General features: G+C 42.4%; 8 protein-coding genes. All 8 read right to left on the bottom strand.

Features of this window, described 5'->3' with window-relative positions:
• Nucleotides 1-290: 290 nt before the first annotated feature.
• Entirely contained in the window at nt 291-1,649 is a 1,359-nt protein-coding gene (locus EL210_RS00990) for a discoidin domain-containing protein (protein ID WP_018919374.1), read from the bottom strand.
• Nucleotides 1,650-1,672: 23 nt separating this feature from the next.
• Nucleotides 1,673-2,794, bottom strand: a complete 1,122-nt coding sequence (locus EL210_RS00985; RefSeq protein ID WP_026285871.1) for a DUF1735 and LamG domain-containing protein — start codon at nt 2,792-2,794, stop codon at nt 1,673-1,675.
• Nucleotides 2,795-2,810: 16 nt separating this feature from the next.
• Nucleotides 2,811-3,914, bottom strand: coding sequence for a glycoside hydrolase family 18 (locus tag EL210_RS00980; protein ID WP_018919372.1), 1,104 nt, complete (start codon nt 3,912-3,914; stop codon nt 2,811-2,813).
• 18 nt (nt 3,915-3,932) lie between these two features.
• Nucleotides 3,933-5,528, bottom strand: coding sequence for a RagB/SusD family nutrient uptake outer membrane protein (locus tag EL210_RS00975; protein WP_018919371.1), 1,596 nt, complete (start codon nt 5,526-5,528; stop codon nt 3,933-3,935).
• Between the two features lie 12 nt (nt 5,529-5,540).
• Nucleotides 5,541-8,684, bottom strand: coding sequence for a SusC/RagA family TonB-linked outer membrane protein (locus tag EL210_RS00970; RefSeq protein ID WP_026285870.1), 3,144 nt, complete (start codon nt 8,682-8,684; stop codon nt 5,541-5,543).
• Nucleotides 8,685-9,550: 866 nt separating this feature from the next.
• Nucleotides 9,551-10,696 carry a DUF1735 and LamG domain-containing protein gene (locus EL210_RS00965; protein WP_025879588.1) on the bottom strand — a complete coding sequence of 382 codons (1,146 nt, stop codon included), beginning with the start codon at nt 10,694-10,696 and terminating at the stop codon, nt 9,551-9,553.
• Nucleotides 10,697-10,735: 39 nt separating this feature from the next.
• Complete coding sequence (locus EL210_RS00960; RefSeq protein WP_025879589.1) at nt 10,736-11,854, bottom strand: glycoside hydrolase family 18; 1,119 nt, start codon at nt 11,852-11,854, stop codon at nt 10,736-10,738.
• An 18-nt stretch (nt 11,855-11,872) separates the two neighbouring features.
• Nucleotides 11,873-13,498, bottom strand: a complete 1,626-nt coding sequence (locus tag EL210_RS00955; RefSeq protein WP_018919366.1) for a RagB/SusD family nutrient uptake outer membrane protein — start codon at nt 13,496-13,498, stop codon at nt 11,873-11,875.
• Nucleotides 13,499-13,501: the final 3 nt, after the last annotated feature.

Here is a 13,501-nt window from a genome sequence, read left to right as displayed (position 1 = left end):
ATGACCGTGCATTTTGACTCAAATCACCACGTAAAATGACTCAAATTACACTGTAATATGACTTAGATTGCGAGCTAATTCAATATCAATTGCAACACCATGTAATGGAACCTTATTCTATCTTATCCCGAACCGAAGTAGTTTTGAGAAGCCAATAAGGTCAAAACTCTGCATTTATAGTATTGAATATCACAACAAAAAAAGAGGATACACGCATATTGATTTCGTGTATCCTCTGATATTTCAAGGCTATGAACAAAGCATAAGATTATTCATAGCAAGAGTTATTTTTACTTAAAAACCTTGATTTCTGTCAGGGAACCCCACCTTTTGGTAACATTGAATTCTAATTTCAGATAGCGGACCGAAACATTCTTGATAGCATTGAAGTTGTTCAACTTTTTCTGTGGAATATACATGTCTGTAGACAATTCATCCCAATCTGTACCATTATTACTACCATAGAACTTCACGCTTTCTGGATAATAAGGATATCTATTGCTAATAAACATTCCGAGTTGTACACCTTTTACGGTCTCTTTTTGTGTAAGGTCAATGGTTATATCTGTTGTTCCCTTAGATAGATAAGTATATTGGTTATCAATTACACCGTCGGTTAAACTGGTAATTGTGCCGTAGGCTAATTCGCGTGAACTGTTGATAATAAGTTGCGTAGCAGGGATTTCTGTTCCTGTGGGCGCAGTAGAAGAATGTGCTATAGAAATATCCATCACCTTTATTGAAAGGAAGATATTGCCTCCTGTGATATAGTGCTTGTTGCCTTTTTCATCATAGTAGATAGCACGCATAGGGAGAATGTAAGTTCCCTTGGCTGTAAACTTCTCTGCATGACTCAGCTGAACCTCTGTAGCTATTTGGGCTTGCCCTTCTGCATCTTCCTTCTCAACAGCAGAGATGCCTTCGGGTGCCAACTTTGTTTTACCATCACTTTTGAAGAGAGAGTTGTCACGTTCGAGGCCAACTTTACCTTTGCCGGTGAATGCTTTTGCTACAGTGAACCAAACAGTCACACTACTTTCACCAATATATTTGTTGTTGGTGCCCTCAAGGTTGACCGTAAGATCTGAAGATCTGGCATAAACCGTCCAAAGTTCTTCCGGCTTAATCACTATATAGGCATAGTCACGGGAAGACTTGGGACTCTTCAGTGCTTCATCTGATGGAGTTATACGAACAGGAATTACAGTTGGTTTAGTGAACTTACCCATGTTCTTCACGGTTACAGGAATCTGTATCTGTGTCGTCTCTGTGCCTATCTCGAATGCACCACCATTAGTAAGGGTGAAGTCGGCATCTGTTGCCACTTGATAGTCTTTGTAAGTAGTAGCAAGCAGAGGTGCGTCTTTTGCATAAGCTACCTGCACTTTTGTTGCTTTGGTGAGATTGCGGTTTATAGTTGCCTGAAGCATAAAAGTGTGTTCTGCCTTGCTGAAAAGTAAGTCTCCGACAAAGCTGTTTGTATAGTCAATGGTATTGGTTGAGAAATAAACCAAGTTGTTGCGTGGGTCTGAACCACTGAAATAGCCGGGCACATCATACTCACCATCGTAGTTGTAGTCGTGGCTACAGCCGGTAAAGGCTGTAGCTGCGAATGTCAACAATGCTATAATATATAAGTTTCTTTTCATTTCTGTGTAATTAAAGATTGGTGTTATTCTGGGAACTTCTCGTCTTGCCAAGTCAAAGGCTGAGTGTATTCCTTCTTGTCGCCAGAGCCTGGAAGATAGACTTTAATAGGATGATTGTTCTTCGAAACATCCTTAATTCCAGTCTTCTTATTCAATGGAGCATAGAAGAGCAGGTTCGGATTATCTGGAGTTTCAATGTAAAGATTGTCCAATACCTGGAATGCAGTCAGCGCCTTGTTGTAAAGGCGTATCTCACGAACATAGCCTTCGAATGCGCCCCAGCTCATATTCAGCTTCGTGAAGGTCTCAACTTTTGGCACATTAAACTCGTTGTCAAGCACACCATTGATGTAGCATTTCACATGCTGATGGTCATAAACCCATGCAATATAATACCACTTCTTAGGCTGAAGTTTTGTCTTGGCAAAGGCCTTGGGGTCATCTGTTTCGCCAACTTTCATCTGCAAGCCACCGTCGCGAGTGACGCGAGAGTAGAAGTCTGGCGAGAGAACAGCCTGGTTGTCCTTGTTGTAATCAAGCTTGATAGCATAAGACATTGTCCATTCCTGCAGGCCTGTATATGGTGTTGGGAATACGGTCTTGAGATAGAAGCCATATTGACGCAAGGAGGTTGTATAGAGCACACGGTCAATAGCGAATATTTTAGTTGCACTGGAAGTTAAGATTTTGCTGCCTTCTGCAGAAACAAGTTTCACAGGAATAGCATACTTCGTGGATGCATCTAAATCTTCACCGAGAGGTTTTACCTTGACATCAATTGCTCCGTTTGCAACGGTGTTTGCATTAATGGTTTGGTTCTCAGCTGATAAGTTAAAGTATTTGGCAGGTAAAAGCTTGTAGTTTGTGCCATTGGTTTTATTGTATTTTGCCAATGTTTCTTCATCTATAGCAAACTTCAAGTTTACATCCGAACTTAATTTGTTAGCAGCGCGGGCAGTGAACGAACCTTTACCTCCTGTATCATCAACAGTTAGTTTTGTCAAAGGAGCTACGTCTGCGCCATCAATGTAGACGGCGTTTGGCAATTTGCTTTCATCTCCAACTTCATCATAATCTACATTGGCACATGACCATGTGAGGCATGCTAAAGAAGCAATTCCAAAGATTTTAATTATATGTCTCATGTTTTTTATCATTTAATTATTTTACAGCAGGGTTCATAATCTGAATACCTTGACGTAAGTATTTGTATACAGGACTTGCTGCATAGTCCTTTTCCATGTGATAGCTTCCGATACCACCCTTACGGCCTTTCTTGGGTTGCCACATAGCCATACCTATATATGATGGAACTTTCTTGCCATCACGTGTGGTATATGTCACGCCACCGGTAGCAGAGAAAGATTCGAAGTTCTCTGTAACAATGAGTTTCTTTGCCACCTCTTCTGCTGATTGCAGCGGTGAGAACCGAGTTACAAGGTTGCTCAACCGATTATCCAAGTCTGTGTAAGAACTGCATCTATAGGCTTGAAGGATATAGTAATCAAAGTATAAGGCCATTTCTGCAGAGAACCAATCAGGCTCACCATCAACTACTAACAACTTCTTACGGCCTTCCGGTGTCTCTGCTTTCGGGCCGATACGCTTACCCATTGTACGGATGAAGAGGTTCATTCGGTCGTTCTTCCACATTTCTTTTTTAGTCTGGAAAGGTTGGGGATAGCGAGGCTCGGCATCAAGATCGAAGCCATCCAAGTCATATTTGTAGATGGTATCACAGATAGCGTTGGCGTACTTAACGACTGCGGCGCTAATCTTATCCTCATCACCGTCAACCCAACCCCAATATTTATGGTTATAGGTTTCCCATGATTCTCCTGCATCTTTAGAAGATTTAGGCTGTTCAGGAGTGATACCTTTACCTATATCAAAAAGGAGAGCGCAAGCCAATGCACGGATGCCTTTGACTTCTTTAGCACGCTTCAAGTCAGCCTGCTGTGCAGCTGTTAGGTTTGAGAAACCATCCCAAAGTGACACGAAGTCTGTACTGTCAGGAAGATTGTAAAGGCAACGTGAAGCAGGACTTTCACCGTTCCAGCCACCAAACCAGCCGAAAGTGACCTGATGATCCGTTTTCTTATAGGCACGTAAATTTTCCAAATAAGCCCTGTATGCTTTTGCTTGTGCAGAGTCTGCACCCGCCAGCAGCTTGTCTATATTCTTGGTTTCTGTCTCAGTCCAATCACTGCAACTTACTGTTGTAAAGAGCAAAACGATGAAACTGAAAATAAAATATTTCTTCATTTGAATGTTCTTTAAGTGTTATTTATTCTTTTTGTCCCACCAAACGCGTGTTGCACCATTGTCTGGGCCATGAAGCAGGTCTACCGCTTTCTTGATGTTTTCCAAGTTCTTTACGTATTCATCGTTTGAGTAGGGAATACGAGTAGGACGGAGATCACCATCAACTTCACAATCTGTAGAGGTAAGTACTGCTGGGAAAATGCGAGGATAACCCGTACGACGATACTCAGACCAAGCCTCTTGGCCATCAGGATAGATTGCTAAGTATTTTTGAGTGATGATACGCTCGAGGTTTTTCTCAAAGCTGTCACTGCTTTCCCACTTAATCGTAATGGTAGAAGTTGCTGTTGCGTTAAACTCTGAATGAAGTGCATCAACAAAGTTTGCAGGAGTGGCAGTGCTGTTTGCTGCATATGCAGTAGCTTGTGATGAACTCAAATCATTTTCCTCGAAAGATGTAGTAATTCCTTTTTCATAATACGATTGAGCAGTGCCTCCACCCATATTCCAGCCGCGGAGTGCACCCTCTGCACGGAGGAAATAGACCTCGGAAGCCTTGACAATGTAGACTGGAGTTCCATCTTGTACGTTGAGAGAAGATGCCTTCTCTTTATCCAGATAATCTGTTATGCTGGGGATATTCGTACGGACTCCATAGTAGCCCTCAATGCCATTGCTCTTTGCCTTAACAAAGTAACTGCCAATGCGTGGGTCATTATAGCCTTTGAGGTAAGAAGAAATCTCTGCGCCCATACGTACGTCATTGTAGCTGCCATTGATGATTGTTAAAGGATTTTTGAGCGTTACACCGGCTCCCTTTGACAGCTGTGCTGCATCCTTGGTAGACTCAATTACGCCGTAAGGATTGGTGATTGCTTTCTCTGCATATTGCTGTGCCAAGGTTGGATTAGCATAAACAATGCGCATGGCCAAACGAAGCATCAATGAGTTTGCAAACTTACACCACTTCGTGTAGTTTCCCTCATAGATGATGTCATACTTGGGGAATACGTCATGTCCACCGGTTTTAAGTGTCTGAACAGCTTCGTCCAACTCCTTCAACATGGCTTTATAAACATCTTCTTGAGAGTCATACTCTGCTGTGGTGGAACCTTCGATACCCGCCTTCGAATAAGGAATTGGGCCGAAAGTGTCTGCTGCTTTATGTACAGCTGCAACCTTGATAATCTGTGCAATTGCAAAACCCTCGGGATCATTGGTCGTACGTTTCTTTATGTCTGACCAATTACGGAAAGCGCTACCTGCCATAACATTATAGGTGTACTGGCTCCAAGGCTTCAGTGCAAAGCTTGGGAAACCTCGTCCAATCCATTTGTTTTGAGCAGGTGCCATATAGCCTATCCAGCATGCACCACCAAGTGTATATGGAATTTGATAATCGTTGACATAATTCGTACCGGATGATCCGACAGGGAATATATTCTGCTCGAAAGCAGTGACAAAGCCACCAATATTAAGGTTGTCTTGTTGCAATTGTTCTTCTGTAGGCTGACGATGATCGCGGTTGATATTCTCGAAATCTGCCTGACAGGATGTGAAGAGTGCCGCAGTAAGTGCAGACACATATATGATTGAATTAATTTTCCGTTTCATAAAAGCTGATTTTTAGAAATTGAGTTTCAGACTGAAGCCAACGCTTCTCAAGCTTGGAGCACTGAAATAGTCACTTCCTTGTCCGTAAGTACCTGTTGATGATGCAATTTCAGGATCGAATGGAGCCTTGTTGTAAATCATCCAAAGGTTATTGGCAATAAGACCAACAGTGATACCTGGCCAGCCCTGTCCGAGCAATGTCCTTGGTAATGTGTAGCTGAGACTGATATTCTGCAGGCGTACATTGGTTGCACTGTAATAGTAATAGCCCATTAATTGCTGGTTGGCAACCACCTCATAATACTTCTGAGGATTGACGCGCTGACCATCAGGAAGTTCAACATAACCACGATCGCGGGCATCAGCAGTAGCCTTTGAAACGCCGAACTGATCGAGAACGGCCTGTGTAGGCGAGGTTACGATACCGCCAAAGCGACCATTGATGAGGAATGAAAGGTTCAAACCTTTCCATGAAATACTGTTTCTCCATCCCATATTGAAGTCAGGGTTGGTATTTCCGATTTTGAGACGCTGACCGTTAGGAAGATCCATTGAAGACAAACTGCCATCTTCACCAACAGCAATCTTACCTGTAGCATCACGTTTCAGCACCTTGGTAACATAAACATCACCCATGCTGTCACCCTCGCGAATGTAACCGCCACCGGCAGAAGTCTCTGTGAAGTTGATAATCTTACCGTCGATACCGGTGTTATAGTTGTGAACCAACTTTCTTACCTTGTTGACGTTACGGCTATAGATGAGGCGCGATTCAATGTCTACTCCACCAATGTTGTCATTGTAAGCTAAAGACATTTCAACACCAGAGTTGGCAATGTCACCAGCTTGAATATACATACCTGTGTAAGGTGATGTTGCTGAGAGTTCAGCCAAGAAAGTCTGGTTGTAAGTATTAGAGTGATACCAAGTGAAGTCGAAATTCAGTTTATTTTCAAACATTCTCAAGTCCAATCCCAATTCATATGATTTTGTCCGTTCAGCTTTAAAGTCATAGAATGGAAGAATAGTACGTGTAGAAGGAATACCATTTTCAATAGGATAGGTAGTGGTACCACGTGTCACACCACGGTATCGGTCTGGAATTGGAGAACCAACTTCTGTGTAAGATCCTCTCACTTTCATGAAAGAAATGAACTCCGGAAGTTTTGCCATCTTAGTAACAATGGCTGACAAACCTATAGAAGGATAGAAGAAAGAAGGCTCTTTGGCATTTACCAGCAATGAGCTCCAGTCGTTACGGCCAGTCATTGAGAGGAACAACATGTCTTTCCAAGAAAGTTCTGCACTGGCGAAGATCGCTGTATTACGCTTACGGAATTCAGAGTCGCTTGGGCGTGCGTTGATAGGGTCGAGTGCTGAAGAAGAGAACAGGTTTGGCACTTTCAGAATAGGACCACCAAAACCTACGCTACTTGAACGATAGTCCTCAAGGCTTGCACCCAAGTTGGCTGTCAAGCGATAGTCTTTACCAAAGCTCTTGTCAAGATTGAACATCACATCCAAATAGGTCTGTTGGTCGGTACCCTGTGAATGTCCATAGATACCATTACCATGTGTGCCGGCATACAAGATGCCCTGTCCGCTCGCATGGAAGCGGTTCTCTGACTCGGTGCTGGTGTTGTCTACACGAACTCGGCCCGTAACATTCAACCATGAAAGGATATCATATTTTAAGCTACCCATAAACATATAACGCTTACGCTTGGTCGGCGTCATCATGTCATTGGTAATGAAATAAGGGTTCTGCAGCTGCATACCCTGGTCGCCATAAGGCCAATATTGGGTGGCCAACTTGCGTGAAGGATCATAACGCTTGTATAATTCAACTGCCGACCAGTCCTCACCACGGGGGAAGAGATAAACCGAAGTCAGTGGGTTATAGTATTCTCCCGGACGATACATATTCTGTGTATTCTGGATGATGTAGCTTCCACTGACATCAAGATGCAGCTTGTCATTGAGGAAATCACTGGTATTGCGTGCCGTAAAGTTATAGCGGTTGTATTTGTTGTTTGGCAGAATACCGGTAGCATTTGTAGTTGCAACAGAAATATAAGTCTGGTTTGTCTTCGTTCCTGTTGTCAAGGTTACAGAGTTGATGTAGTTGTGACCTGTTTTGAAGAAATTCTTTGGATTATACGAAGACGGAGTTGCCAAACGGTCACCCCAGCTATAGAAAGAACCGGCCTTGTTACCGTAAGTGTTCTGGAACTTCGGCAAGACGAAAGGATTAGAGAATTCCATACTGCTTGAAACAGCAATCTTCACCTTTCCTTCTGTACCACGCTTCGTGTTGATCATGATAACACCGTTGGCTGCCGCTGAACCATAGAGTGCAGCAGAAGAAGGGCCTGTGAGGACGTTGATACTCTCGATATCGTCAGGGTTGATGTCGGCAATACCTTCGCCACTTGGCTGGCTCGAATATCTACCACCGCCAATGTCACCACCGCTCTTGTTGAGCATAGGCACACCGTCAATTACGTAAAGCACGTTGTTGCCACCCGTGATAGACTTTGTACCGCGCATAACGACACGCGTAGGACCACCAACACCCGTAGTTGAAGCATTGATGTTGACACCGGCAACCGCACCGTTCAAGCTGTTTACAAAGTTTACGTTCTTCACCTTGGTAAGCTGATCGCTACTTACTTTCTGGACATTATAGCTCAAAGCTTTCTCTGAACGCTTAATACCTAAGGCCGTTACAACCACCTGGTCAATCGTATGCGCCTCAGGTTGCAATGTGATTTTGAGTTCGCCATTGCCTGTAACTTTGACCTCCTGCGCATTCATTCCGATATAGCTAACCAGAAGGACAGCTCCCTTTGTTGTTGTCAAAGTAAACTTACCATCGATGTCCGTGATTACACCATTAGTCCCACTCTTACTGTTTTTTACACGTACAGTTGCACCAATAACAGGCTCACCTGTATTGTCGACAATCGTACCTGTTACTTTTACATCGCCATTAGATTGCTGTGTTTCCAAAATCTTCGATGCTGTTACGTTTGTGCTTGCAGTAATCAAGCTCCTGCCGGAATTCTCAGCAGATGCAACATGATTACCAGCAAAAACTTCCAAACAGCAGCAAGATAGGAAAACACTTACTGGGAAAATCTTTCCTGTTTTCATTAGATTTGTGTATTTGTTAACATTAAATTTATTTAGAGTCCTCTCGCGAGTTATCGTAAGAGATATCTCAAAACCCATGCTTCGTTGTTATTAATTCCTTGTTTAGATTTGCGCTGCAAATATACGATATCCATTTGTAATGGCTTATATGCCATACATAAAATTAACTTCTATAAACATAAGCGTACATATAATTAGAATAAATTTACGATTAAGTGGGCTGTAATCTCTTAGAGTTGTTAACTTTGGTTGTATTCTTTAAAGTGTGTAATTCATCTTTTCATATATTCCTTTCCCATATAGGTTTTTCGAAAACAAATCAGAAGTCCTGCCTGCATGTATTGAAAAATGTAGGTCATGGGGACTTTCTAAGCGATCACTTATAGGGGTTGTTGTAATTCAATGAAAATCAAAAGATTGCAAGACCAAAAGCAAGCAATGAGGCATATTGTGTTTACAAGTGTTGCAATTTGCATCAAGTTACTGTGTGTTTTGCGTCATCTTGCGCTGTGATTTGACGCAAATCACGGCGTAAGATGAATGGAGTTACAAATCAAGGATTTTGCCATTGAAACATACTCCTTGTTTTCCTGTTTCTTTTTCTATTTGTAGCTATTGTGAATATAGTCTGTAGAGAGGATATCTCATATCTCTCTTGACGGCGTTTTGTCATGTTGATTATGACGCGTTTCGTTGCTGATAGATACAGGATTCTCTTGCTTTGAAATAGAAAGATTATTGAAACTATCTTCCATGCAGAATATTTCCATGATTTTGTCTGTAGTACTCAGATTTGCTGAAATAAAAGTCCCTGCCAGCATCTTTTGCTGACAGGGACGAATGAAAGAATACTCGCAATAAAAAAGTTAGTGGATACTTTCCATTGTCAAAGGCTCATCAAGTTGTTTGATTTCAATACCATTCATTCGGCATTCTATGCCTTTTGCCGCATCGGTGATGGTGTTCGGGCTTGTTTTTTCGGTGCCGTTCATCTTGAAATAAAGCTCCAAACCATCGGATTTAGGATTTACTCCCAGCATGTTCTGCTTTATCTGATTTTCTGTTCGGGCAACATTCCACACACGAATTTCACTCATGTAGCCATAGAACGGGCGCTCTCCCCATTGGAACCCGGGGATTTTTCCAATGTTAAAGCCTACATCTGAATTGAAATCCAGACTTGGAATGTTCCATGTAGACTCTGCCCATTTCACGCCATTTACATACATCACGGTCTTGCCCGATGGCTGATCAAAGGTCAATGCCAAGTGATACCACTTGTTAGGCTGTAGCTTTTCAGGGGCTTCATAGTGCTGACGACCTGCTGCTTGCAGGATACCAGAAGGAATTCCACCACCTGTATCGCCTACACGGAGTATCATTAAGCCTTCTGTTCCCATGATCGTATTGTTTGAACCAAATCCCATGGAATTGATTAGTGCCTCGAATGTGAAAGATTTGAATAGCGTTCCATTGGGGAATTTCACAGAGATATAATTGCTATAGAACAGGGCTGCATTTGTAATCTTGATAGGTTTTGCCAACAGAATATATGAGATATCCTCGCCGGCAATAACAGGAACAGAACTTGAATGCAACTGGATAGGTAGCATATAAGTTTTACCTTCTTCCAACTTATCAAGATTTTTGAGGGTTAAAGATACCTTTTCGGCATAGAGTTTTCCGGTTTCTACCGATGAAGTTGCCTGAACGAAAGCTGCATCCTCACTTTTAAAGGTCTGATAATTGGTGCCATATTTGCTATTATAAGTGGCAACCAATGAGGGGTCGGCCAAAGAATAGGACACGGCAACAGCCGATTTTACCTTGTTTGAGATGCGTGCTGTGATGTCTACAGTTAGGGTGTTGCCACTGTTGGGCATCGTAACCTGTTGCAAATTGTTTTCGAAATAAGCCTTTGGCTTTAGTAAATCGCTCTCACTGTCTTGGCAACTCACTGCACAGAATGCAGCGATGCCCATGACAATATGTTTTAAAATATGCTTATTCATATTTGTTTTCTTTTACTATTAATATGTTCACCTCATGCATTAAGGATGGGATGCACTTCCCATTCTTTCTTTAAACACTTGTTGATTAATCTGAATAGCCTGACGCATCCATTTGTAATTGGGTGTGTTGTCATAGTCGTTATCAAAGCGATATGCACCTACACCACCTTTATATCCTTTGGATGGCATACTTGCAGCTTGACGTAACAGCTTTCCTCCCGACTTGAATGATGACTCAAAGTTGTCGGTTGTAATGATGCTTTTGGGGTCAATATTGTAATTATCAAAATGTGTCAAGCGGCCATATGACTGGTCAATCCAATAGTCTACATAACCGTCTAAAGCCTCGGTTAACGACCAGAATTGACCGTCAATGCAGATTAATCTGTGCCCCTTATGTTCGGGATCGCTCTTTGGCCCGATGTATTTATTCATCTCTTTTACCAAGTAAATGAGGTCCGCATTGGTGCTCAATGTACCGTCCATGTCGAAGACTCCGCTTCCGATTTCCCAGTCAATGTCATAGCCATCCCATTCATTCGCGACGAGAGAATCGCACAAAGCCTTGGCAAAACGTGCTAAAGCCTCTTTATGGTTGTCGGAACCTACAACACCATTGAAGCCCCAAAACTTCCAGCGTGCTTGTTTCTTAGCTTCCTCTACACGGCTCTTATCGTTTGCCCAACCTTCTTTTTCGGCTTGTTTCTCTACTTCATCATAAACAGACTGTGGCGTTCTTCCCTTGCCGATATACGACAACAGTGTCACTTCCAAGAGCTTTGTGCCTTTCACTTTCTGTACAAACTCCTTATCAGCCTTTTGTTCTGGAGTTATAGTAAAACGGTTGGGGGCACCGCTCCACATCGAAACAATGTCCATACTGTCAGGCATAGAGGTGAGATATCCACGGCGATAGGTTCCTGCAGGTGACCAGTTGGAATACCAGCCGAAAGCAACCGGGCGACCATAGTTTACTGCCTGTTGCTTATAAGCTCTTAAATCAGCATAATATTTCTCGCTCTCTGCATTCTTCATTGTATTATACCCACCGATATGGTCATAGGGCTTGTTTTCTATTTCGGTCATATCGCCACAAGCACAGAATGTAAATCCTGCACAGAAAGATAGCAATAGACTTGTATATTTGAATTTCTTCATTTCTTTTTCTTTTAAGGATTAATGATTTTTATTATCCCACCATAGGCGTGTTCCAGCTTTGTCTTGGCCGCCACGAAGTAGCTTCCGGGCATTTTCTAAGTTTGTAAGTTCTTCTTGTGAAGTTACTTTATTGGTTGGGAAGCGCATACGACGAATGCCAATTTCATTGTCAACCTCACCATTACTGTAATTAGTTACTGCATGATGTAGCTTGGGATAGCCTGTTCTTCTATATTCACTCCATGCTTCTTGTCCGTTAGGATAGAGGGCAATCCACTTTTGGATCATGATTTTTTCTAATTTTTCTTCGTCAGTCCCAGTCCATTCTGTAGTTGCTTTTGACACTGCCGGTGCATTAACATTTACACTTGGAATGTAAACATGCAGGCTATAAGCAGATGGTGTAAGCCCGGAATTGATGTAATTTGATACTTCTGAAGAGGCAATACCATGCTCTTCGAAAGACATTTCAATACCTTTCTTATATAAGTCTTCTGCAGTTTGTCCAGCGGAGAAGCCATGTAGTGCTGCTTCTGCTAGCAAGAAGTAGACCTCTGAGGCGCGCATCCAATAGGTAGGTGTTGCATTTTTAATTGTAGGGCGCGACGTTTCCTTGAATGTATTGTTAGAAGCTACGTCGTGACCGGTAGGTACGGCCATATACTTTCCAAGTGTTCCGACGGTAACAGCTTGTGAGAGTTTGCTTGTATTGAAGTATTTTGGCAAGCGAGGATCTTGATAACCGCCCAAATAAGCCAGCATTGATGATCCCATGCGGCACTCATTATATTGGTTTATAAGGTCATCGAAGTTGTTCTTGAACACCAATCCTGCACCCTTTTCCATCTTAGCTTCATCGTCTTTGTTCTTCATTACACCATAAGGATGCTGAATGGCTTGCATAGCATATTGTTTTGAAAGTGTTGCATCAGCATAGTACACGCGCATAGCTAAACGTAGCATCAACGAGTTTGCGTAGATAATCCATTTCTTTACATCACCTCCGTAAACGGCATCAGCTTTAGGCAGGAGCGTTGCAGTTCCATTATTGGCATACTTTGTGAGCACATCAATAGCTGATGTAAGCTCTGCAAACATAGCTTTATATACTTCTTCCTGACTGTCATAAGGTACTGTGATGAGTCCTTTGCCTGCTTCTTTATAAGGTATAGGTCCAAACATGTCGGTTGCTTTATGCCATGCCGATATCTTTAAGATTTGGGCCAAGGCAAACGCTTCAGGGAATTGTTTTTCGGTCTTACCTTTGAGATCCTGCCAAAGAGGTACAATAGTGGAGTAAGCTTCTGTATAGGACGATGCAACCCAGCCGTCTTTAAGAAAGTAGTTAAGATTGTTTGGCCCTCCCCAGTTGTTGTTTTGACCGAAATAGCCACTCCAGCAATCAGCTGCAAGGTTATAAGCTGTTTGATATCTGTTTACAACATTGGTGCCATCTGCTTGTGTACCTACAGGGAATACACACTTTTCCATTGCTGTAATGGGACCGCCGATGGAAATCCCATCCATCAATCCTTCTTCGGGAAGCAGCTCAAACTGATTCGTATTGACCTTTTCAAAATCACAAGCTGTGAATAGTGATAGTGCAAGGAAACCTACGATATATTTATATGTTCTTGTCTTCATATC

Source organism: Segatella oris (genome assembly GCF_900637655.1).
GTDB classification, from domain to species: domain Bacteria; phylum Bacteroidota; class Bacteroidia; order Bacteroidales; family Bacteroidaceae; genus Prevotella; species Prevotella oris.
This window is presented reverse-complemented; position numbering and strand designations above follow the sequence as displayed.

Coding starts and splice junctions, on each gene's coding strand:
- EL210_RS00965 (WP_025879588.1), bottom strand. CDS start 10,696: ATGAATAAGCATATTTTAAAACATATTGTCATGGGCATCGCTGCATTC.
- EL210_RS00990 (WP_018919374.1), bottom strand. CDS start 1,649: ATGAAAAGAAACTTATATATTATAGCATTGTTGACATTCGCAGCTACA.
- EL210_RS00980 (WP_018919372.1), bottom strand. CDS start 3,914: ATGAAGAAATATTTTATTTTCAGTTTCATCGTTTTGCTCTTTACAACA.
- EL210_RS00985 (WP_026285871.1), bottom strand. CDS start 2,794: ATGAGACATATAATTAAAATCTTTGGAATTGCTTCTTTAGCATGCCTC.
- EL210_RS00960 (WP_025879589.1), bottom strand. CDS start 11,854: ATGAAGAAATTCAAATATACAAGTCTATTGCTATCTTTCTGTGCAGGA.
- EL210_RS00955 (WP_018919366.1), bottom strand. CDS start 13,498: ATGAAGACAAGAACATATAAATATATCGTAGGTTTCCTTGCACTATCA.
- EL210_RS00970 (WP_026285870.1), bottom strand. CDS start 8,684: ATGAAAACAGGAAAGATTTTCCCAGTAAGTGTTTTCCTATCTTGCTGC.
- EL210_RS00975 (WP_018919371.1), bottom strand. CDS start 5,528: ATGAAACGGAAAATTAATTCAATCATATATGTGTCTGCACTTACTGCG.